Raw genomic sequence first — 21,986 nt, 5'->3', positions numbered from 1 at the left:
CAAGCGTGAAAAATTGTAATTTTGTGAAACAGGAGCTCACGCTAAGCTCTTTGCATCAATACACGACACCTGCTTTCACTGCTGCAGCATCACTGGATTGACCCAAGCGCGAATGACTGATGCCTGCCCCTGATGAAGTTCGTCCATGCGAGGACTCGAAATGAAAACTCATCGCTCCACTGCAGCTACCTCACTGCGTCACCTGGCCGAACATGCCGCCATCGTTCGTCATCCAGTCATGAACTATGCCCGTATCGACTCCGACACAGACCCCGTCTCGAACGACACCGCCACCACTCCGGAACGCCAGCGTGAGATCCAACGTGAAGCAATGGAGCATGTCGCGATGCTGCTGGAACGTGATCGTCGCCGCACCCGAAACCGCCTGCTGCTGGCCGCCGGTCTGCTGCTGAGCCTTGTGCTGCTCGCCAGTCAGCGCCCAGCCGTGCCGGAAGCCGCCTTCTCACAGGAACTCGGCCAGGCCATGCCCAGCGCCCTGCACCTGTCCCAGCAGGAACTGGCGTGATGACGCCCGATCTCCATCCTTCAGGACAGATAACGATGCCAGGACCCCATGCAACACCAGGCTCGGATGCCAGACATGACTGAGTCGATCCACTGCTAGACCCTGCAATGCCCGCTTCGACGACCCTCCCCCTGTCGCCCCCTGTATTCCTGTAGTGCACGCACTTGCCCTGTCCGGTGGCTCCGGACAGGGTCTTTTTTTGCCTGTCGTATGGCTTCTCTTGCGCAGCACTGACCAGAGGCCAACTGCCGCACGCCCTGCTGAAGCACGCCAGCATGGCGAAACGCCTTTCTTCCCCTGGCAGTGAACCTGATACCAGTAGCCTGTGCCAATTGCCTGATGCCAGTAGCCTGTGCCAATTGCCTGATGCCAAGAGCTTGATGCCAAGAGCTTGATGACGAATATCCGAGCGCGGGAGCGCATCGCACCAACATTGTTCCCTGTTGTCACACAGACCAGCCATCTCCTGATGTAACGTCATTGCCGGCCGCAGTGTGGAACATCGCGTGGCGAGGCGTCTCGTCACGCGCGACACCGCATGTCATGCCGCGTGCCCTTGGTTTCACGTCGGGTTCCCCCCATGACTTGACCAGAGGCTCGTTCGTCAATGCCACTGGCCTGCTGGAATCTGCGTGCTCGTTTGCGTCTGTCTCAAGCACCCGGAAGCACGACAAGACAGCCATGGCGGGCAGTGACGCTGGGATTCATCTTCATCGCGCACGACCGGTAAAGCGGTCTTGAGGAGTCCGTGTGCATATCGCTGACATGACCATGTTCCACGCCCCCTCCAGTGGCGGCGTCAGAACCTACCTGGAAGCCAAGCGACGACGTCTGCGGACGCGGCCCGATGTTCGTCACAGCCTGCTGGTCCCCGGTGAGACCACCAGCGTCAGTGATGACCTCTATAGCGTGTCGGCACCGCCCATTCCCTTCGGCAACGGCTATCGCTTCCCACTGCGCCGAGGCGGCTGGGTCAGCACGCTGCTGGCACTGCAACCCGATGTCATCGAGGCCGGCGACCCTTACATCACGGCGTGGGCGGCACTCGATGCCGGTCGCAAGCTCGATGTCCCGGTGCTGGCTTTCTATCACTCGGACCTGCCGCGCCTGATCACCAATCGCTTGGGCGAGTGGTCAGGGGCAAACGTCGATCGCTACGTCAAACGCCTCTATCGCCACTTCGACCGCGTACTGGCTCCCAGCCAGGTGATGGCCGACCGACTCGACCGGCTCGGTGTCGACAATGTCCATATCCAGCCACTCGGTGTCGATCTTTCCACCTTCCACCCTGACTGCCGCGATGAGGACCTGCGCCGCGAGCTTGGCCTGGAAGACCACGTGCGCCTGCTGGCCTTCGCCGGGCGCGGCTCACGCGAGAAGAATCTTGATGAGCTGCTGGAAGCCGCCCGTCTGCTCGGCCCCGACTACCATCTACTGTTGATCGGCTCGGGCATGCCACGGCATCTACCCGATAATGTCAGCGTGACCGGGCATTTCTGCAGTAGCACCGAAGTGGCACGCCTGGTGGCCTCGGTGGATGTGCTGCTGCATGCCGGCACCCAGGAAACCTTCGGTCTGGTGGTACTGGAAGCCATGGCCTGCGGCACGCCGGTGGTGGCGGCACGCGCAGGCGCCCTGGCCGAGAATGTGCCACTGGGCTGCGGTCAGCTCTGCAACCCGCACTCGCCGCATGCCATGGCGCGTGCCGTGCAGGAAGTCTTCGCCAATGACCCCGCCGCACTGGGTCGCCTGGCGCGGCGTCATGTCGAGAAGCACCATGCCTGGGACCGTGTCGTGGATGGCTTGCTCGGGCATTATCACGCGGTCACCGGGACTCGCATGCAACCGGTGCTCGAGGAGGTGACCCATGGCTGAGTCGCCAGCTGCCAAACAGCACTTTCTGCTGGTCCTGCATGATGTCGCGCCCGAGACCTGGTCCGACTACCGGGACTTCGTCGCCGAGGTGGATGCCCTCTGCCAGGCGCGCCTGAACCACCCCTGTCCGATCACCTGGCTGGTGGTGCCTGACTTCCATCATCGCAGCGCCCTGGAAGACGCTCCCGAATTCATCACCCTGCTGGACTCTCGCCGCCAACAGGGAGACGAGCTTGCCCTGCATGGCTTTTATCACTGCGATGACGCTCCGGCCCCCCGCACCCCGCGCGATTACCTGATGCGCCGCGTACTGACCTGGGAGGGCGAGTTCTACCCCCTCGATGAGGCCGAAGCCAGACGACGCCTGCTCAAAGGCGCCGCACTCTTCAAGCGTCTTGGTTGGCCGCTGGAGGGCTTCGTGGCTCCCGCCTGGCTGATGAGTGACGGCACTCGTCAAGCCCTGAAGTCTCTCGACTTCCGCTACACCAGCGACCCCCAACATCTCTATCGACTACCTGACTTCACGGTCATCGATGCGCCAGGGCTCGTATGGAGCGCACGCTCCGCGCCACGCCGCCTGATGTCGCAGTGGGTGACGCAGCGCAAGCTGAGCCGCGAGCAACAGGCGCCGGTGTTGCGTCTGGGCCTGCATCCGGTCGATATGCGTCATGCACGCTCACGCCAGTATTGGCTGACGCTGGTCGAGCGCCTGCTCGATGAGGGACGCCTGCCGATGACCAAGATCGGCTGGCTGACGCAGCAGGGACTGCTCCCCTCCGCCACGCCTGATACGACGCAACTGAATTCGTACCAGGCGGCGCACAGTGCTGCCTGAGACCCACCCACTGTATGAGTCCCGTCGTATGGGCCTTGTGACAACCCGCTGCGGGAATCTGCCATGAATCGTGCCCTCTGGTTACTGGGTGCTGGCCTTGTGATGGTCATCGCGATACCGCTGGTGCTGGGTGGCAGCGGACTTGGCGGCCAGTTGCGCCAGTTCCCCCTCGACACCTTCCTCTTGATGCTCGGCATGATCGTCATGTGTTGGAACCTGAACGCCGGCCGGCTGCGTCTGCTGCTGGCCGGGCGTGGCGGTCACCTGGGGCAACGGCGCGCCGTCGGCATGGTGATGGCGACCGAGTTCGCCATCAGCGCCACCCCCGGCGGCAGTGGCGGTCCGCTTACCCTGATGGGGCTGCTGTCACGTCAGGGGGTGCGCCCGGCGCAGGCCACGGCGGTCTTCGCGGTCGATCAGATCACCGACATGCTGTTCTTCCTCTCGGCACTGGCCAGCATCGGCCTCTACGCCCTCTCGCATACCATCGACCTGCGCCTGGGGTGGATGCTGGCCGTGCCGGCGCTGTTGCTGATCATCGGCTTTGGCCTGCTGGCCGCGCTGGGCAAGCATCATCGGCGCCTGCTCAAAACCAGCGGACGCCTGCTGCGCTGGCTCAAGGTACGTCATCGCTCACGCGTCAAGCTGGCGAGGGGTCTGATCCACTTTCGCCATGCGCTGGTCGAGACGCTCGCCCTGCCGCGCCTGACACTGAGCCTGATCTTCCTGCTCTGCTGTGCGCATTGGCTGCTGCGCTACTCGATCCTCTATCTGGCCGTGTCCGGGCTGGGGCAGGACATCGACTGGAGCTGGACCTTCATCGTGCAGATGCTCTCGCTGGCAGCGGGCCAGCTGACGCTGCTGCCCGGCGGTGCTGGAGGCGCGGAGCTGTCCTCCACTGCCCTGCTCAGCCCGATAATCGGCGCCGCCAGTGCCGCGGCGGCCGTGGTGATCTGGCGAGCGGTGACCTTCTATTTCTACCTGATCGCCGGCGCTCCTGTGTTCTTCGTGATGGCGGGACGCAGCATGCTGGGAAGCTTGCTCAAGCGTCGCTCGGCGACCACATGACCGGACGACCGAGCAGCGGCTCTTACTCATCATGAAAAACACTTGATGATCGCCTTATGAATAAGACTTTGTTATGTTGGCAGACGACTTTATTGAACGGTCATACAATAACCACAGCTCAAGGTGATCTCACATGCCGCATCCTTCCCAGCGTCACCCGACTTACCCCCGTATTCGTCGTCCGCTGGCCATGATGGGCGTGGTCGGCTCTCTGCTGGCCACCTCGACCTCAGCGGCACTCGCTGATGACAGGCCTCTGCGCAGCATCGACCCCGGCCATGGCACCGACAAGGTCGTGGTCGCCCACCGGGGGGCCTCGGGCTACCTGCCCGAGCACACACTCGCCGCCAAGGCGATGGCCTACGCCCAGGGCGCCGACTTCCTCGAGCAGGACGTGGTGATGAGCAAGGACGACCAGCTGGTGGTGCTGCACGACCGCTTCCTGGATCGCGTGACCAATGTCGCCGAGGTCTTCCCCGAGCGTGCGCGCGACGATGGCCGCTACTACGCCATCGACTTCACGCTGGATGAGCTGCGCAAGCTGTCGTTCAGCGAGGGCTTCACCGTCAAGGATGGCGAGCCCGTCGCCGACTACCCTGAACGCTTCCCGCTGGGCAAGTCGCACTTCGGCCTGCATACCCTGAGTGAAGAAATCGAGATGATCCAGGGCCTGAATCACTCAACCGGACGCGATGTCGGCCTGTACGTGGAGATCAAGGCACCCTGGTTCCACCAGTCGGAAGGCAAGCAGGTCTCCCGAGCCATGCTCGAGACCCTCAAGCAGTACGGCTACATCGCGCACGATGACAATGCCGTCGTGCAGGTCTTCGACCCCAATGGCCTCAAGCGCATCCACGACACGCTGCAGCCTGAGCTGGAGATGGACCTGCGCCTGGTACAGCTGATGGGCGAGACCAGCTGGGACATGACCTTCCAGCCGGATGCGGATGGCAAGCTTGAGCCCTACGACTATGACTGGATGTATCAGGAAGGCGGCATGCAGCGCATCGCCACCTACGCCGATGGCATCGGGCCATGGAAGCCGATGGTGATCGAAGACAGCTCGACCCGGGACGACATCAAGGTCACGCCGCTGGTCGAGGAAGCCCATGCGCAGGGGCTGATCGTGATGCCCTACACCTTCCGGCTCGATGAAGGGCGCATTCCGGACTGGGCCAGCGATTACGACGACATGCTGCGCGCCTTCTTCGTCGACGCCAGGGTCGATGGTATCTTCACGGACTACCCGGACCGCGCCGTACAGTGGCTGAAGCAGCACGGTGAGGCTCTGTAAGCAGCCCTTCAAGACAGGCAGTCCTTGGCAGAGGAACATCAAAAAGCCGGACTCCGTGAGGAGTCCGGCTTTCTCGTCCTGCTTGTTTCTCGTCCTGCTTGATTGGCAGCGATCGATCGTCAGTCCCCGTTGTCAGTGCACGATATCAGCATCGGCACGTGATAAGCGCTGCCTTCATTGACCCGCCGCTTCGGCGGCCAACCCCTTGAGCAGCCCGGCGATCTTGTCCAGCGGCAGCTTGCAGTCGCCCAGATCATGACGATTGGCCATGTACTGGGGATCATTCCACTCGATCACGCTGCCGCCCTCCACGGCGCGAATCAGCATCTTCTGCGGCAAGTCCAGGGCGGCCGCCCCGTTGCACTGCATCAACAGGGTGCCCACCTTGGGATTGCCGAAGATGACGGTATGCGTCGCGGGCAGCTCCATGCCCACCTTCTTGGCTCCCGCTTCATGATCGATGACGCTGAACAGCGTCAGCCCCTTGGCCTCGAGAGCCGTCTCGAGACGCGCCTGGACGGAGGCGACATCATCACGACTGGTCACCGACTCGATGCCCTTGGCAGGTACCTGCATGCTCGCTGAAGCTTCAGGGGCGGAGGCTGCCGCCGCGCCGGAATCTGCACTGGCAGCCAGCGGCACGCCAGCAGCCAACGGCAGGGACAGCAGCGCCAGCAGGCGCGCGGAACGCGTGAGGGCTGGGAATGACTTGAGCATGGAACATCCTTATCAGTGAGTCGTGTTACGCCGTGGGGCATCTGCACGTGTCGCTTGGTCAGGTGCCAATGAACAGTCATCAGACTATCAATTGCTTGATATGAACGCACCTGCCCCGCCTGCATCAGCCGAAACACCTCGCCCCTCGCCCTACGTCACAGGCCGCTGGTAGACCCACTGACATGCATTCGGGAGCCACTATTGGGGGCCAGAAACAAAAAAAGGGCAGGCCCTGTGGGCCTGCCCTTTCGGTGACATGCGATCCGCTTGACGCCGATCGTGTCAGGAGATCAATGGCTTACCAGCCAGTGACTTCCTTGATGGCATCGCCGATCTGCGCGAGGGAACGCACAGTCTTGACGCCAGCCGCTTCCAGAGCCGCGAACTTCTCGTCGGCAGTACCCTTGCCGCCGGAGATGATGGCGCCTGCATGGCCCATGCGCTTGCCCGGAGGCGCAGTCACACCAGCGATGTAGGAGACGACCGGCTTGGTGACGTTCGCCTTGATGTAGGCAGCCGCTTCTTCTTCAGCAGAGCCGCCGATCTCGCCGATCATGACGATGGCTTCGGTCTTCGGGTCCTTCTCGAACATCTCGAGGATGTCGATGAAGTTGGAACCCGGGATCGGGTCGCCGCCGATACCGACACAGCTGGACTGACCGAAACCGTGGTCAGTGGTCTGCTTGACGGCTTCGTAGGTCAGGGTGCCAGAACGAGACACGATACCGACCTTGCCCGGCTGGTGGATGTGACCCGGCATGATACCGATCTTGCACTCACCCGGAGTGATGACACCCGGGCAGTTCGGACCGATGACGCGCGCGCCCAGCTCGTCGCACTTGACCTTGACTTCCAGCATGTCGAGAGTCGGCACGCCTTCGGTGATGCAGACGATCAGCTTGATGCCTGCATTGGCCGCTTCAAGGATGGAATCCTTGCAGAACGGTGCCGGCACGTAGATGACGGACGCTTCAGCGCCAGTCTCGGCAACGGCTTCGGCAACGGTGTTGAACACCGGCAGGCCCAGGTGAGTCTGACCACCCTTGCCCGGCGTCACGCCACCGACCATCTTGGTGCCGTAGGCGATGGCCTGTTCAGAGTGGAAGGTACCCTGGCCGCCAGTGAAGCCCTGGCAGATCACCTTGGTGTTCTTGTCGATCAAAATGCTCATTACTTGCCCTCCGCAGCTTTGACAACCTGCTGCGCCGCGTCAGTCAGGCTGGTAGCAGCGATGATGTTCAGACCGCTTTCGGCCAGCTTCTTGGCGCCGAGTTCAGCGTTGTTACCTTCCAGACGCACCACGACCGGCACGTTGACACCGACCTGCTCGACGGCGCCGATGATGCCTTCGGCGATCATGTCACAACGCACGATGCCGCCGAAGATGTTCACCAGAACAGCTTTGACGTTGTCGTCGGACAGGATGATCTTGAAGGCTTCTGCAACGCGTTCCTTGGTAGCACCGCCACCCACGTCGAGGAAGTTGGCCGGCTTGCCGCCAGACAGGTTGACGATGTCCATGGTGCCCATCGCCAGGCCTGCGCCGTTGACCATGCAGCCGATGTTGCCGTCGAGGGCAACGTAGTTCAGTTCGAACTGGGCAGCATGCGCTTCACGCTCGTCTTCCTGGGACGGATCGTGCATCGCCTGCAGGTCCGGGTGACGGTAGACGGCGTTGGCGTCGATGTTGATCTTGCCGTCGAGACAGTGGAGGTTGCCTTCGTCGGTGATGACCAGCGGGTTGATTTCCAGCAGCGCGAAATCCTTGTCGGCGAACATCTTCGCCAGACCCAGGAAGATCTTGGTGAACTGCTTGATCTGGGTCGGGTTCAGACCCAGCTTGAAGGCCAGTTCGCGCGCCTGGTACGGCTGTGCGCCGACCAGCGGATCGATCTCGGCTTTCAGGATCTTTTCCGGCGTCTCTTCAGCAACCTTCTCGATTTCCACGCCGCCTTCGGTGGAAGCCATGAAGACGATGCGACGAGTGGTGCGGTCAACGACGGCGCCCAGGTACAGCTCTTCGGCGATGTCGGTGCAGTTCTCGACGAGAATCTTGGTGACCGGCTGACCGTTTTCGTCAGTCTGGTAGGTCACCAGATTCTTGCCCAGCCACTGGGTCGCGAAGTCGGAAGCGGCCTGTGCGCTGTCGACCAGCTTGACGCCGCCAGCCTTGCCGCGGCCACCAGCGTGGACCTGTGCCTTGACGACCCACTTGTCGCCGCCAATCTTCTTGCACGCTTCAGCAGCGTCTTCCGGGGTGTCAACGGCAAAGCCCTTGGACACCGGCAGGCCATAGTCGGCAAAAAGTTGTTTTGCCTGATATTCGTGAAGGTTCATCGTGTCATGCCATTGGTTGCATTAGACTCGAACGGCAGTCGCAAGATGCCACTGCCACCGTTCGCCCCGGCCTGGCCGGGGCGACGCGCCTCTTGTTCGGAAGGACGCTTACTTGCGCTTCTTGCGGTTTGCGATGTGAATCGCATGCCCGTCAACGGCCAGCGCGGCTTCGTGCACGGCTTCCGACAGGGTCGGGTGAGCCGTGCAGATCAGTGCGAGGTCTTCGGCGCTTGCGCCGAACTCGAGGGCAGTCACACCCTGTGCGATCAGCTCACCGGCATGCTGGCCGATGATGTGAACGCCCAGGACGCGATCAGTCTCAGCGTCGGCAATGATCTTGGCCAGACCTTCAGTGGCATTGTTGGCCATGGCACGACCGCTTGCCGCGAACGGGAAGCTGCCGGTCTTGACTTCGATGCCTTCGGACTTGGCTTGCTGTTCGGTCTTGCCGACCCACGCCACTTCCGGGAAGGTGTAGATGATGCTCGGGATGGCGTCGTAGTTCATCTCGGCCTTGTGGCCGGCGATGATGTCGGCAACCATCACGCCCTCTTCGGAGGCCTTGTGCGCCAGCATCGGGCCACGCACCACGTCGCCGATGGCGTAGACGCCCGGCACGCTGGTCGCGCACTGGTCGTCGACGTGGATGAAGCCACGCTCGTCCAGATTGATACCCACATCGCTGTCGAGCAGGCTCTGGGTGTAAGGACGACGGCCAACCGCGACGATGACCTTGTCGAAGGTCTGTTCCTGTTCGCCGTTGGCGTCGGTGTACTTGACGACGACTTCGCTGTCCTTGATGTCGGAACCGGTCACACGGGCGCCGAGCTTGATGTCCAGACCCTGCTTCTTGAGCAGCTTCTGGGCTTCCTTGGCGACGGCCGCATCGACCATCGGCAGGAAGCTGTCGACGGCTTCCAGCACGGTGACTTCAGAACCGCAACGGCTCCAGACACTGCCGAGCTCGAGACCGATGACACCGGCACCGATGACACCCAGACGCTTCGGCGCTTCCTCGAACTCGAGCGCGCCGGTGGAATCGACGATCAGACCTTCGGTCAGCGGCGTCGGCGGAATCTCGACCGGCACGGAACCGGACGCGATGACGATGTTCTCGGCTTCGTAGGTGGTCTTGCCACCGTCGTGATCGGTCACTTCGACCTGCTTGTTGGGAAGCACCTTGCCGGTACCTTCCAGCGCGGTGACACCGTTGGCCTTGAACAGACCGGAGATACCGCCGGTCAGGTTCTTCACGATCTGCGCCTTGCGCTCGATCATCTTGGCCACGTCGATCTCGACGCCGTCGGCCTTGATGCCCAGTTCGGCAAACTCATCACGCGCTTCGACGTACTTGTGCGAGGTTTCCAGCAATGCCTTGGACGGAATGCAGCCGACGTTCAGGCAGGTACCGCCGTGAACGACCTTGCCTTCCTTGTTGACCCACTTCTCGACGCAGGCGGTCTTCAGACCCAGCTGAGCAGCGCGGATGGCGGCGACATAGCCACCAGGGCCAGCGCCAATGACGATCACATCAAATTTATCGGCCATGTCTCTTCCTGTTGGTGCAGTTCGATTCGGGTTGGCAACCCGGCGAGTGTCAGTGCCACTCGCCGGGGCCGCTCACGGCCTCGAGATCCTCAAGGCCGTGAGACATTGCGGTCTCAGACGTCGAGCAGGAAACGAGCCGGATCTTCCAGCAGGTCCTTGATGGCGACGAGGAACTGGACTGCATCCTTGCCATCGATCATGCGGTGATCGTAGGACAGTGCCAGATACATCATCGGACGGATGACGACCTGACCGTTCACGGCCATCGGACGCTCCTGGATCTTGTGCATGCCCAGAATGGCGGTCTGCGGCGGATTCAGGATCGGGGTGGACATCAGGGAACCGAAGATGCCGCCGTTGGTGATCGTGAAGGTACCGCCCTGCATCTCATCGATGCCCAGCTTGCCGGCGCGGGCACGCTGGCCGAAGTCGACGATGGTCTTTTCGACATCGGCGAGCTTCATGCTATCGGTATCACGCAGCACCGGCACGACCAGACCGCGATCGGAAGACACGGCCACACCGATGTCCTGGTAACCGTGGTAGACGATGTCGGTGCCGTCGATGGAGGCATTGACGTCCGGGAAGCGCTTGAGCGCTTCGGTGGCCGCCTTGACGAAGAAGCCCATGAAGCCGAGCTTGGTGTCGTGCACCTTCTGGAAGGTGTCCTTGTACTGCTTGCGCAGCTCCATCACCGCACTCATGTCCACTTCGTTGTAAGTGGTGAGCATGGCGGCAGTCTGCTGGGCATTGACCAGACGCTTGGCGATGGTCTGACGCATGCGGCTCATCGGCACGCGCTTCTCGGGACGCTCACCCTCGAAGGCCGGAGCGGCCTTCGGTGCAGCAGCCTTGGGTGCGGCAGCCGGCTTGGCAGCGGACTTGGCCGCAGTGCCTTCCTTGACGGCCTTGGCCACGTCTTCCTTCAGCACGCGTCCGCCCTTGCCGGAACCGACCAGCTTGCTGACGTCCAGATCGTGCTCGGCCACCATCTTGCGCGCTGCCGGGGCGAGGATCTTGTCGCCGACCTTCTCGTCCTGACCTTCGTCAGAGCCGGACTTGTCGTCGCTTGCCTCAGCGGGCGGCGCGGCACCACCGGTAGCACCAGCGCTGAACAGCGCCAATACGGCTTCGGTCTCGCAGGTATCGCCTTCCTCGACCTTGATCTCGCTCAGGGCGCCGTCGGCCGGAGCCACGACTTCCAGCACGACCTTGTCGGTCTCGATCTCGACGATCAGCTCGTCGCGCTCGCAGGCTTCACCGACCTTCTTGTGCCAGGTGGCGACGGTGCCTTCGGCGACGGATTCCGGGAAGCTCGGCGCCTTGACTTCCAGCGTCTTGCCTTCGCCACCGGCGGCCGGCTTGCTGTCGGACTTGCTCTCTTCGGAAGCGGAGTCACCCTTGGTGTCAGCAGAGGCGGAAGCACCTGCCTCACCGATGGAGCCCAGCACCTGCTCGGACTCGCAGGTGTCACCTTCCTGAACCTTGATCTCGCCCAGGGTGCCGTCCTGCGGGGCGACGACTTCCAGCACGACCTTGTCGGTCTCGATCTCGACGATCAGCTCGTCACGCTCGACGCTGTCGCCGGGCTGCTTGTGCCAGGTCGCCACGGTGCCTTCGGCGACGGATTCCGGAAAAGACGGCGCTTTGATATCGATAGCCATTGGAGTTCCTTAACTCAATTCTCTCTCGGTGCCCTTGCGGGTCGCGAGCCTTTACTTGTTGAAGGCGTCGTCGACCAGCTGGCGCTGCTGCTCGTTATGAACGGACATGTAGCCCGCGGCAGGTGCCGCAGAGGCCGGGCGTCCGGCGAAGTCCAGGCTCATGCCAAGCCCCTGACGGTGCTGCTCAGCGACCTGACGCATATGGTGCTGACTCTGATACCAGGCACCCTGGTTGAGCGGCTCTTCCTGGCACCACATCACCTGCTCGAGATTCTCGTAGTCGGCGATGGCAGCCTGGAGCTCTTCCTTCGGGAAGGGATAGAGCTGCTCGACACGGATGATGGCAACATCTTCACGGCCCTGCTCGGCGCGATAGGCGGCCAGGTCATAGTAGACCTTGCCCGCACACAGCACGACGCGCTTGACCTTGGAAGCTTCCAGGTTGCCCTTGTCGGACAGCACCATCTCGAAGCGGCCATCGGCCAGCTCGTCGAGGGTGGAAGTCGCTTCCTTGTGACGCAGCAGAGACTTGGGTGACAGCACGACCAGCGGCTTGCGCAGCGAGCGGATGACCTGACGACGCAGCAGATGATAGATCTGCGCCGGCGTGGTCGGCATGCAGACCTGCATGTTGTGCTCGGCACACAGCTGAAGGTAACGCTCGAGGCGTGCGGAGCTGTGCTCCGGTCCCTGGCCCTCGTAGCCGTGCGGCAGCAGCATGGTCAGACCACACAGGCGGCCCCACTTGCTCTCGCCGGAAGAGATGAACTGGTCCATCACCACCTGGGCACCGTTGGCGAAGTCACCGAACTGGGCTTCCCACACCACCAGCGCATTCGGCATGGTGGTGGCGTAGCCATATTCGAAGGCCAGCACGGCTTCCTCGGAGAGGTAGGAATCATGGATGGTGAAGGTCGCCTGACCATCCTTGATGTGCTGCAGCGGCACGTAGGTATTGCCATCCTTCTGGTTATGCACCACCGCGTGACGGTGGGAGAAGGTGCCGCGACCTACGTCCTGACCGGTGATACGCACCGGATGGTCGGCACCGACCAGGGTGGCGTAGGCCAGTGTCTCGGCGAAGCCCCAGTTCAGCGGCATGCCACCAGCGGCCATCTTGCGACGGTCTTCATAGATCTTGTTGACCTGACGCTGGACCGAGACACCGTCCGGCACTTCGCACATCTTGTTGGCGAGCGCTTGCAGCTGCTTCATGTCCATCGAGGTATCGGCAACGCCGGTCCACTCATGACCCAGGTACGGCGTCCAGTCGACGAACAGGCCGGTATTCGGCTGTTTCACCAGGGCGTTGGCCACGTGATTGCCGGCATCGAGATCCGAACGGTACTGGTCGACCAGCTGCTTGGTCTCTTCCTCGCTGAGCACACCTTCCTCGACCAGACGTTGCGCATACTTCTCGCGAGCGGTCTTCTGGGACTTGATCTTGGCGTACATCAGCGGCTGGGTACCGGACGGCTCGTCGGCTTCGTTGTGACCGCGCTTGCGGTAACACACGAGGTCGATCACCACATCACGCTTGAACTGCTGGCGATAGTCGATGGCCACCTGGGCGGCGTGCAGCACGGCGTCCGGATCATCGCCATTGACGTGGATGATCGGCGCCTGAACCATCTTGGCGATGTCGGTGCAGTATTCGGTCGAGCGAGCGTCATCGGCACGCGAGGTGGTGAAGCCCACCTGGTTGTTGATGACGACATGCACGGTACCGCCCGTCTTGTAGGCACGGGTCTGCGACATCTGGAAGGTTTCCATGACCACGCCCTGACCGGCGAAGGCCGCGTCACCGTGGATGGAAATCGGCAGTACGCTGTCACCCTCGGCGTCTTCACGACGATCCTGACGGGCACGCACGGAGCCTTCCACCACCGGAGAGACGATCTCCAGGTGCGACGGGTTGAACGCCAGCGCCAGGTGGACTTCGCCGCCTGGGGTCATGACATTCGAGCTGAAGCCCTGGTGGTACTTCACGTCGCCGGAACCCTTGGCGATCTGCTTCTTGCCGTCGAATTCATCGATCAGCTCGGACGGGCTCTTGCCCAGCAGGTTGACCAGCAGGTTGAGACGGCCACGGTGGGCCATGCCGATCACGACTTCCTTGGTACCGTACTTGCCGCTGCGCTGGATCAGCTCATCCATCATCGGAATGAAGGATTCACCGCCTTCCAGACCAAAGCGCTTGGTGCCCGGGTACTTGCTGGCGAGATAGCTCTCGAGGCCTTCGGCGGCGGTCAGACGTTCCAGCACGTGATGACGGACATCGCGTGAGAAGTTCGGCTTGGAACGCACGGACTCGAAACGCTGTTGCAGCCAGCGCTTCTCTTCCGTGTTGACGATGTGCATGAACTCGGCGCCGATGCTGCGGCAGTAGGTCTGCTCCAGCGCGGCGTGGATTTCCTTGAGCGGTGCAACATCCTTGCCGAGGAACAGCGAGCCGGTCTGGAACTCGACGTCCATGTCAGCGGCGGACAGCTGATGGAAGGACAGCTCGAGGTCCGGTACCGGTGCCGGCTTGCGCAGACCGAGGGGGTCGATATCCGCCTTCTGGTGGCCACGGAAGCGGTAGGCGTTGATCAGCTGGAGAACACGAACCTGCTTCTTGTTCTCGCTGCTTTCGCCCGCAGAGACAGCCACCGGGCGGCGACTGTTGCGACCCATCTCGTAGAACTGATCACGGATCGGCGCTAGCGGAACATCCTGGGAGGGGCTGCCGTCATGACGCGGCAGAGTATCAAAGTAGTTGCGCCACTCGTCGGGAACCTCATTCGGGTCGACAAGATAACGCTCGTAGAGATCTTCTACGTAGTGGACATTCCCCCCGCTCATATGGGAAGTGCGCCACATCAACTCCATTGTGCCTTCTTGCATCTCTCGGTCACCCTGACTGATGGGGTGGGGTAGGCGCCTGACAAGCGCTGTCGGCGTCACTCGATTATGCCCTGTATGGCGAAACCATGGAGGCCTTCACCATCTGAGTCTTCTTTTATCGTCAAAAGCCGGTGCACAAGGCACCGGCTTCAGCAAGCTGTGCGCTGCGGCAAGGTGTGACACCCTGCCGCAGCTGACGTGCATCATAGCAAGCTAAGGCGCGGCTTTTAAGTGGCGTTTGCCAGCAAAAGCTCACGAATCTTGCCGATGGCACGTGTCGGGTTCAGACCCTTGGGGCAAACCGCGACACAATTCATGATTCCGCGACAACGGAATACGGCAAACGGATCGTCCAGCTCGCTCAGACGCTCCTTGGTGGCGGTGTCACGCGAGTCCGCCAGGAAGCGATAGGCCTGCAACAGACCGCTCGGACCGACGAACTTGTCCGGGTTCCACCAGAAGGACGGGCAGGCCGTGGAACAGCAGGCACACAGGATGCACTCGTAGAGACCGTCGAGCTTGTCACGGTCTTCCGGCGACTGCAGACGCTCGATGGCCGGCGCCGGCGTGTCGTTGAGCAGGTACGGCTGGATGCGCTCGTACTGCTTGTAGAACAGGCTCATGTCGACGACCAGGTCACGCACGACCGGCAGGCCCGGCAGCGGACGCAGCACCAGTTTGTTGTCCTTGACGACTTCGGACAGTGCAGTGACGCAGGTCAGGCCGTTCTTGCCGTTCATGTTCATGCCGTCCGAACCACAGACACCTTCACGGCAGCTGCGACGATAGGCCAGCGAGCTGTCCTGTTCCTTGAGCATTTCCATCACGTTCAACACCATCAGGTCACGACCCTGGGTGTCGACCTGAAACTCCTGCATGTACGGCGCAGTATCGGTTTCAGGGTTGTAGCGGTATATGGATACCTGAAGCATGGTTTCCCCTCCGGGCAAACGGGTCAGGTGCGTGCGGTGACCTGCACGCACCTCGATCACGGCGAACTCAAGCGAGCGTGAACTCGAGCGAGTGCGAACTTGGTCTGGAGAAACGTGCGCCCCTCGAAGCGGGACGCACGTGTCAGGTCCAGACTCAGTAGGTACGAATCTTCGGCTCGAAACGCTCGACGGTCTTCGGCGCGAAGTTCACGTCGCGCTTGCCGACACGCTTCTCGTTCGGGAAGAACAGGGAATGCTTGAGCCAGTTCTCGTCATCACGATCCGGGAAGTCGTAACGGGAGTGGGCACCACGGCTTTCCTTGCGGGTCAGGGCCGCGATGGCAGTGGCTTCCGCCACTTCCATCAGGTTGTCCAGCTCAAGGGCTTCGATACGTGCGGTATTGAAGACCTGGGACTTGTCGGCCAGACCCGCCTTGGCGATACGCTCACGCAGCTCGGCCAGTTGCTTGACGCCCTCTTCCATCTTGTCTTCCTGACGGAAGACGCCGAAGGAGTTCTGCATGATCTGCTGCAGTTCACGCTTGAGTTCCGGCACGGACTCACCGCTCTCGGACTCGTTCCAGCGGTTCAGGCGCACCAGGGCAGCATCGATGTCGCTCTGGGTCGGCTCGAGGTACTCGACACCTTCATTGAGCGCGCTCTCGATGTACTTGCCCGCGGCACGGCCGAAGACGACCAGATCCAGCAGCGAGTTGCCGCCCAGACGGTTGGCACCGTGCACGGACACGCAGGCCACTTCACCCACGGCATAGAGGCCGTTGACGATGCGATCGCTGCCGTCTTCGTTCTGTGCGATGGCCTGACCGTGCACGTTGGTGGCGATGCCGCCCATCATGTAGTGACAGGTCGGCACGACCGGGATCGGTGCATTGACCGGATCGACGTGCGCGAAGGTCTTGGACAGCTCGGAGATACCCGGCAGGCGCTTGTTGAGCACTTCCTCGCCCAGGTGGTCCAGCTTCAGGAAGACGTGGTCGCCATTCTCGCCACAGCCACGGCCTTCGAGGATTTCCATGACCATGGAGCGCGCGACGACGTCACGGCCCGCGAGGTCCTTGGCGTTCGGCGCATAACGCTCCATGAAGCGCTCGCCGTCCTTGTTGACCAGGTAGCCACCTTCACCACGGCAGCCTTCGGTGACCAGCACGCCTGCACCGTGGATGCCGGTCGGGTGGAACTGCCACATTTCCATGTCCTGGACCGGCAGGCCGGCGCGCAGCGCCATGCCGATACCGTCGCCGGTGTTGATCAGGGCATTGGTGGTGGAGGCGTAGATGCGGCCGGCACCGCCGGTAGCCAGAACGGTCGCCTTGGACTTCACGACCACGGTCTCGCCGGTCTCGATGCACAGGGCAATCACGCCGACGATATCGCCGTTGGCATTCTTGACCAGGTCGATGGCGTACCACTCGTCGAGGAAGACGGTGCCATTCTTCAGGTTGGCCTGATAGAGGGTGTGCAGCAGAGCGTGACCGGTACGGTCAGCCGCGGCGCAGGTGCGTGCCGCCTGGCCGCCCTTGCCGAAGTCCTTGGACTGACCACCGAACGGACGCTGATAGATGCGACCGTTGTCGAAGCGAGAGAACGGCAGACCCATGTGCTCGAGTTCGAAGACCGCCTTCGGGCCTTCGGTACACATGTATTCGGCGGCGTCCTGGTCGGCGATGTAGTCGCCGCCCTTGACGGTGTCATACATGTGCCAGCGCCAATCATCATTCGGATCAGCAGAAGCGATGGCACAGGTGATACCGCCCTGGGCAGAGACAGTGTGCGAACGGGTCGGGAAGACCTTGGACAGCACGGCGGTCTTCTTGCCGGACTGGGACAGCTCGAGGCCGGCACGCAGGCCAGAGCCGCCACCGCCGATGATGATCGCGTCGAATGTCAGGCTACGCATGGTGGACATGTATCAGGCTCCCCACAGGACTTGAACGCCCCAGACCAAGAAGATGAACAACGCAAGGATGACGAAGACCTGGAAACCGAAGCGCACTGCGGTCGGCTTCATGTAATCGGTCGCCACGGTCCACAGACCGATCCAGGCGTGTGCGGCAATCGAGATGAATGCCATCAGAGAGAAGATGCGCATTGCCGTGTTCTCGAACAGACCACTCCAGGTGGTGTAGTCGAGGTTCGGATGGAGCAGCAGATAGCCGACCATGAACACGGAATAGGCTGCCAGAATCACGGCAGAAACACGCTGCAGTACCCAGTCGGACAGACCGCTGCGGCTGAAATTGGTGATGTTGTTTACCATACCCAGACTCCCGCCAGGACTACGAGAACAGCACTGATCACGACAGTGACCTGCGCCTTGCGATTAGCACTTTCCAGTTCGACACCAATATCCATGTCCATCAACAGGTGCTTGATACCAGCCACGAAGTGGAAACCGAGGGCAGACAGCAGGCCCCAGGCCACGAGCTTGGCCAGGAAATTGGTTGCCAGAGCATCACGCACCGCCTCGAACCCTTCCGGGGAGGACAGCGAGGCATCGAGTGCCCACAGCGCAAATACCAGGCCCACGAACAGAATCACGCCGGTAATACGGTGGGTGATTGAAGTCAGCGCAGGGAGAGGGAACTTTATCGTCGTCAGATCGAGATTTACGGGTCGTTTGCTATTCACGGCTCTTACACACTCTCTTGGCCCAACACGGACGCAAGCCCGCAGGGGCGGTGGTTTGAGGAAGGGTCTCGGGCGCAGGCCATCCACGGTACCGAGCCGAATTTCCCGCCAGTCGCGCGACGGGGGATTATAGGGGTTGGCCATTGGCATGACAAATGACATGACGTCGCAGGGCCGCAACCACAGATTGCACAAAATGCAGTGAACAGGACGCGACCTGACACCACGGGATAGGCAAACGTCGGGGAACTCACGCACAACAGCATGGCGCGCGTCTCTACGCCGTGTGGCGAATTGACAATCCTTGGCGGGCTTCTATAGTGGGCGGGATTGATGCAAGCCCGGCATGGCAAGCAAGTCAAAGAGTTACGCGAATAATGAGGAGGTCGGCATGACTGACAAGAAAGCGACATTGACAGTAGACGGTATCGACAAGAGCATCGAGTTCCCGGTCTATTCCGGCACGCTCGGACAGGACGTCATCGACGTTCGCGGCCTGACCGCCGAAGGCATGTTCACGTATGACCCGGGCTTCGTCTCCACTGCCGCCTGCGAATCATCCATCACCTTCATCGATGGCCAGAAAGGCGTGCTACTGCATCGCGGCTACCCCATCGACCAGCTGGCCAAGAGCTCCAACTACATCGAGCTATGCTATCTGCTGCTGTTCGGAGAACTGCCGAGCGACGAGGAATACGACAAGTTCGCCCAGCTGATCAGCAACCACACCATGGTGCATGAGCAGATCGTCAACTTCTTCAAGGGCTTCCGTCGCGATGCCCACCCGATGGCGATCCTGTGCGGTGTCGTCGGTGGCCTGGCCGCCTTCTACCACGACAACCTGAACATCAACAACGAGAAGGAACGCTATGTCAGTGCGGTGCGCCTGATCGCCAAGATGCCGACCCTTGCGGCCATGTGCCACAAGTACAACATCGGCCAGCCCTTCATGTACCCGCGCAATGACCTCTCCTACGGCGAGAACTTCCTGTACATGATGTTCGGCAATCCGTGTGAGGAGTACAAGATCAACCCGGTGTTCGCCAAGGCGATGGACACCATCTTCATGCTGCACGCCGACCACGAGCAGAACGCCTCGACTTCCACAGTGCGCCTGGCCGGCTCCACCGGTGCCAACCCGTTCGCCTGCATCAGCGCCGGCATCGCGGCACTGTGGGGCCCGGCACACGGCGGTGCCAACGAAGCCGTACTCAACATGCTCGATGAAATCGGCGAGGATTCCGAAGAGAACATCCAGCGCTTCATCGACAAGGCCAAGGACAAGGATGACCCGTTCAAGCTGATGGGCTTCGGTCACCGCGTCTATCGCAACTTCGATCCGCGCGCCAAGGTCATGAAAGAGACCTGTGACGAAGTGCTGGAGCAGCTGGGCATGGCCGACGATCCGCAGCTCAAGATCGCCAAGCGTCTGGAGCAGATCGCCCTGGAAGACGAGTACTTCATCGAGCGCAAGCTGTACCCGAATGTCGACTTCTACTCCGGCATCATCCTCAAGGCGATCGGCATTCCGACCAACATGTTCACGGTCATCTTCGCCATGTCGCGCACCATCGGCTGGATTTCCCACTGGAACGAGATGATCGCCGGCGGCCACCGTATCGGCCGTCCGCGCCAGCTCTACACCGGCCACCCGCAGCGCGACTACCCGACCAAGTAACCAGTTGCCTGGCAACCAGGCAATATCGGGTCATCGACCTGCAGGACAGACCGCCTCTTCGGAGGCGGTTTTTTTTGGCCTGTCGCCTCTCATGCGCCCCCCCTGTCGAGATGCAAGTCACAAAGCCGCCCCGCCCCGCCCCGAACGTGCTAGCGTGCTGATGTACCGGCTTCGTCACGCCCTGCAAGCACCGGCACGCCATGCGCCCCACCGCGAGCGGCGCAACCTCACACCTGATCGATGGCAAGGAGCCTTCCAGCATGTCAGAGACACACACCACGCCACGTACCGCCGCCTTCATCGGACTCGGGGTCATGGGTCACCCCATGGCCGGCCATCTGAAACGCGCAGGCCTTGAGGTGCGGGTCTACAACCGCACAGGTGCACGCGCCGAGCAGTGGAGCGAGGAGTACGGCGGCAGCCATCACGCCACCCCGCGAGAAGCCGCCGAGGGCGCCGATATCGTGCTGATGTGCGTGGGCAATGATGATGACGTGCGCAGCGTCACCTACGGCGACGACGGCGTGCTGGCCGGCATGGCGAGCGGCAGCCTGCTGGTGGACCACACTACCGCCAGTGCCGACCTGGCACGCGAGCTGGCCGCCGCCGCGGGCGAGGCCGGCATCGGATTCGTCGACGCACCGGTCTCCGGCGGCCAGCAAGGCGCCGTGAATGGCGTGCTGACCATCATGTGTGGCGGCAGCGAGGCGGATTACGCACGTGCCGAGCCGGTGCTGACGCACTACGGTCGCATGGTGAAGCGCATCGGCGAGACCGGTGCCGGCCAGACCACCAAGATGGTCAACCAGATCTGCATTGCCGGGCTGGTGCAGGCACTTTCCGAGGGCCTGCACTTCGCCGAGCAGGCAGGACTGGATCGCGAGGCGGTGATCGAGGTGATCTCCAAGGGCGCCGCTGGCTCGTGGCAGATGGAAAATCGTCACTCCACCATGATCAAGGACGAGTACGATCACGGCTTTGCCGTCGACTGGATGCGCAAGGACCTCGACATCTGTCTGGCGGAAGCACGCCGCATCGATGCCAGCCTGCCGGTGACGGCGCTGGTCGATCAGTTCTATGCCGACGTGCAGGCCATGGGCGGCAATCGCTGGGACACCTCCTCGCTGCTCAAGCGCCTCTCCAGATGAAGCGGCCTTGAACTCAAGCGAGTGAGCCGAACCGCATCACACGGCCTCGCACTGAAAACGCCTCATTCCAACGCCATATGGACGCGGGAATGAGGCGTTTTTTCGTGCCGCAGCGCAACATCCCAGACAGCAGCGGCGCTCGGCATGCTTTTCCACACTATCTGTGGATAACCTCGTTGATAACCCCTAGACAAGCGCAGCGAACCAGCATGACAGCGGGCTTACCAACAGATTGCACAAAATTTAACCAGCACATAAGCCATTGATATAAAAGAAATTTTTGGTAGCACGACGTAAGCGCCAGCCGCAGGGGCCGCACTTTGGGAGGAGATGCAGGGGGAGATGTGACAGCGCGCGAACAGTGGACAAGACACGAGGTCTGTCAAGGGCGACTTGGGGATAACATGCTTTTCTGCCGACACACAGGCTGTGCATAAGCCAGAATCAGGGACAAAAAAAACACACCCCTTAAGGTGTGCTTTTTTGTTGACTTCACGAGACCTGAAAGGTGGCTCGAGATGTCGAAAGAGTGGCGTCCCATAGGGGGTTCGAACCCCTGTTACCGCCGTGAAAGGGCGGTGTCCTGGACCACTAGACGAATGGGACGCAGTCGCTTGAGAAACTTGGTGGAGCCTAGCGGGATCGAACCGCTGACCTCAACACTGCCAGTGTTGCGCTCTCCCAGCTGAGCTAAGGCCCCGTCTCTCAAGAACGAGGCGTATCTTACTGATAACCCTCGGGGTCGTCAACTTCTTTTTCACACAATTCGCCTCTCGCGCCTTTTCGGCGCATGGCCCCCATGACGTCATTCATTATGGAGGCCATCATC

At 61.6% G+C, this 21,986-nt stretch carries 17 protein-coding genes and 2 tRNA genes; 7 read left to right on the top strand and 12 right to left on the bottom strand.

Annotation, left to right across the window (positions count from 1 at the left end):
* Positions 1–160 precede the first annotated feature (160 nt).
* The 5 genes from AC5WNJ_RS02525 to glpQ all read left to right on the top strand — a co-directional run bounded on the left by AC5WNJ_RS02525 (position 161) and on the right by glpQ (position 5,598).
* Complete coding sequence (locus tag AC5WNJ_RS02525; protein WP_176676179.1) at positions 161–526, top strand: hypothetical protein; 366 nt, start codon at positions 161–163, stop codon at positions 524–526.
* A gap of 750 nt (positions 527–1,276) precedes the next feature.
* Positions 1,277–2,401, top strand: coding sequence for an N-acetylglucosaminyl phosphatidylglycerol synthase (gpgS, locus tag AC5WNJ_RS02520; RefSeq protein WP_495930370.1), 1,125 nt, complete (start codon positions 1,277–1,279; stop codon positions 2,399–2,401).
* A complete protein-coding gene (gpgD, locus tag AC5WNJ_RS02515) occupies positions 2,394–3,236 on the top strand; it encodes an N-acetylglucosaminyl phosphatidylglycerol deacetylase (RefSeq protein WP_176676177.1) in 843 nt (280 codons plus the stop codon). The genes gpgS and gpgD overlap by 8 nt, the downstream gene beginning before the upstream one ends.
* Positions 3,237–3,299: 63 nt before the next feature.
* The gene (gpgF, locus tag AC5WNJ_RS02510; protein ID WP_176676176.1) at positions 3,300–4,304 is read left to right on the top strand and encodes a glucosaminyl phosphatidylglycerol flippase; all 1,005 of its coding nucleotides are present in this window, start codon (positions 3,300–3,302) and stop codon (positions 4,302–4,304) included.
* A gap of 133 nt (positions 4,305–4,437) precedes the next feature.
* Entirely contained in the window at positions 4,438–5,598 is a 1,161-nt protein-coding gene (gene glpQ, locus AC5WNJ_RS02505) for a glycerophosphodiester phosphodiesterase (protein WP_253063136.1), read from the top strand.
* A 174-nt stretch (positions 5,599–5,772) separates the two neighbouring features.
* Here glpQ and AC5WNJ_RS02500 read toward each other — a convergent pair whose 3' ends face one another.
* The 10 genes from AC5WNJ_RS02500 to sdhC all read right to left on the bottom strand — a co-directional run bounded on the left by AC5WNJ_RS02500 (position 5,773) and on the right by sdhC (position 18,331).
* Positions 5,773–6,315, bottom strand: a complete 543-nt coding sequence (locus AC5WNJ_RS02500) for a DUF302 domain-containing protein (RefSeq protein ID WP_253063134.1) — start codon at positions 6,313–6,315, stop codon at positions 5,773–5,775.
* Between the two features lie 298 nt (positions 6,316–6,613).
* Entirely contained in the window at positions 6,614–7,486 is an 873-nt protein-coding gene (gene sucD / locus AC5WNJ_RS02495) for a succinate--CoA ligase subunit alpha (RefSeq protein ID WP_043333998.1), read from the bottom strand.
* Positions 7,486–8,652 (bottom strand): ADP-forming succinate--CoA ligase subunit beta, encoded by a 1,167-nt coding sequence (sucC, locus tag AC5WNJ_RS02490; protein WP_175090459.1) that lies wholly within the window; start codon positions 8,650–8,652, stop codon positions 7,486–7,488. The genes sucD and sucC overlap by 1 nt, the downstream gene beginning before the upstream one ends.
* A 108-nt stretch (positions 8,653–8,760) precedes the next feature.
* On the bottom strand, positions 8,761–10,200 hold the full coding sequence (gene lpdA / locus AC5WNJ_RS02485) for a dihydrolipoyl dehydrogenase (protein WP_175090458.1): 1,440 nt from the start codon (positions 10,198–10,200) through the stop codon (positions 8,761–8,763).
* 113 nt (positions 10,201–10,313) lie between these two features.
* Positions 10,314–11,864, bottom strand: a complete 1,551-nt coding sequence (odhB, locus tag AC5WNJ_RS02480; protein WP_176676174.1) for a 2-oxoglutarate dehydrogenase complex dihydrolipoyllysine-residue succinyltransferase — start codon at positions 11,862–11,864, stop codon at positions 10,314–10,316.
* A 51-nt stretch (positions 11,865–11,915) separates the two neighbouring features.
* Positions 11,916–14,750, bottom strand: a complete 2,835-nt coding sequence (locus AC5WNJ_RS02475; RefSeq protein WP_176676173.1) for a 2-oxoglutarate dehydrogenase E1 component — start codon at positions 14,748–14,750, stop codon at positions 11,916–11,918.
* 227 nt (positions 14,751–14,977) lie between these two features.
* Positions 14,978–15,682, bottom strand: coding sequence for a succinate dehydrogenase iron-sulfur subunit (locus AC5WNJ_RS02470; RefSeq protein WP_176676172.1), 705 nt, complete (start codon positions 15,680–15,682; stop codon positions 14,978–14,980).
* A gap of 154 nt (positions 15,683–15,836) precedes the next feature.
* The gene (sdhA, locus tag AC5WNJ_RS02465) at positions 15,837–17,609 is read right to left on the bottom strand and encodes a succinate dehydrogenase flavoprotein subunit (protein WP_176676171.1); all 1,773 of its coding nucleotides are present in this window, start codon (positions 17,607–17,609) and stop codon (positions 15,837–15,839) included.
* A gap of 3 nt (positions 17,610–17,612) precedes the next feature.
* Positions 17,613–17,960, bottom strand: a complete 348-nt coding sequence (gene sdhD, locus AC5WNJ_RS02460) for a succinate dehydrogenase, hydrophobic membrane anchor protein (RefSeq protein WP_176676170.1) — start codon at positions 17,958–17,960, stop codon at positions 17,613–17,615.
* Positions 17,954–18,331 (bottom strand): succinate dehydrogenase, cytochrome b556 subunit, encoded by a 378-nt coding sequence (gene sdhC / locus AC5WNJ_RS02455; protein ID WP_253063132.1) that lies wholly within the window; start codon positions 18,329–18,331, stop codon positions 17,954–17,956. The genes sdhD and sdhC overlap by 7 nt, the downstream gene beginning before the upstream one ends.
* Before the next feature lie 391 nt (positions 18,332–18,722).
* On the opposite strand from sdhC, the gene gltA reads away from it, so the two are divergent.
* Positions 18,723–20,009 carry a citrate synthase gene (gltA, locus tag AC5WNJ_RS02450; protein ID WP_176676169.1) on the top strand — a complete coding sequence of 429 codons (1,287 nt, stop codon included), beginning with the start codon at positions 18,723–18,725 and terminating at the stop codon, positions 20,007–20,009.
* Between the two features lie 260 nt (positions 20,010–20,269).
* Entirely contained in the window at positions 20,270–21,157 is an 888-nt protein-coding gene (locus AC5WNJ_RS02445) for an NAD(P)-dependent oxidoreductase (RefSeq protein WP_176676168.1), read from the top strand.
* Positions 21,158–21,687: 530 nt separating this feature from the next.
* On the opposite strand, the gene AC5WNJ_RS02440 is transcribed toward AC5WNJ_RS02445, so the two are convergent.
* A tRNA-Glu gene (locus AC5WNJ_RS02440) sits at positions 21,688–21,763 on the bottom strand.
* A gap of 18 nt (positions 21,764–21,781) precedes the next feature.
* Positions 21,782–21,857, bottom strand: a tRNA-Ala gene (locus tag AC5WNJ_RS02435).
* Positions 21,858–21,986 lie beyond the last annotated feature (129 nt).

Source organism: Cobetia sp. PDI-23MA (assembly GCF_059507735.1).
The sequence above is the reverse complement of the archived record's forward strand: the minus strand, read 5'-3'. Positions and strand labels throughout refer to the sequence as shown.

Excerpts from the sequence above, each read along its gene's own strand:
- sdhA (WP_176676171.1), bottom strand. The coding sequence starts at position 17,609 with ATGTCCACCATGCGTAGCCTGACATTCGACGCGATCATCATCGGCGGT.
- gpgF (WP_176676176.1), top strand. The coding sequence starts at position 3,300 with ATGAATCGTGCCCTCTGGTTACTGGGTGCTGGCCTTGTGATGGTCATC.
- AC5WNJ_RS02475 (WP_176676173.1), bottom strand. The coding sequence starts at position 14,750 with ATGCAAGAAGGCACAATGGAGTTGATGTGGCGCACTTCCCATATGAGC.
- AC5WNJ_RS02470 (WP_176676172.1), bottom strand. The coding sequence starts at position 15,682 with ATGCTTCAGGTATCCATATACCGCTACAACCCTGAAACCGATACTGCG.
- AC5WNJ_RS02445 (WP_176676168.1), top strand. The coding sequence starts at position 20,270 with ATGTCAGAGACACACACCACGCCACGTACCGCCGCCTTCATCGGACTC.
- gltA (WP_176676169.1), top strand. The coding sequence starts at position 18,723 with ATGACTGACAAGAAAGCGACATTGACAGTAGACGGTATCGACAAGAGC.
- sucC (WP_175090459.1), bottom strand. The coding sequence starts at position 8,652 with ATGAACCTTCACGAATATCAGGCAAAACAACTTTTTGCCGACTATGGC.
- sdhD (WP_176676170.1), bottom strand. The coding sequence starts at position 17,960 with ATGGTAAACAACATCACCAATTTCAGCCGCAGCGGTCTGTCCGACTGG.
- sucD (WP_043333998.1), bottom strand. The coding sequence starts at position 7,486 with ATGAGCATTTTGATCGACAAGAACACCAAGGTGATCTGCCAGGGCTTC.
- lpdA (WP_175090458.1), bottom strand. The coding sequence starts at position 10,200 with ATGGCCGATAAATTTGATGTGATCGTCATTGGCGCTGGCCCTGGTGGC.
- odhB (WP_176676174.1), bottom strand. The coding sequence starts at position 11,864 with ATGGCTATCGATATCAAAGCGCCGTCTTTTCCGGAATCCGTCGCCGAA.
- AC5WNJ_RS02500 (WP_253063134.1), bottom strand. The coding sequence starts at position 6,315 with ATGCTCAAGTCATTCCCAGCCCTCACGCGTTCCGCGCGCCTGCTGGCG.
- glpQ (WP_253063136.1), top strand. The coding sequence starts at position 4,438 with ATGCCGCATCCTTCCCAGCGTCACCCGACTTACCCCCGTATTCGTCGT.
- AC5WNJ_RS02525 (WP_176676179.1), top strand. The coding sequence starts at position 161 with ATGAAAACTCATCGCTCCACTGCAGCTACCTCACTGCGTCACCTGGCC.
- gpgD (WP_176676177.1), top strand. The coding sequence starts at position 2,394 with ATGGCTGAGTCGCCAGCTGCCAAACAGCACTTTCTGCTGGTCCTGCAT.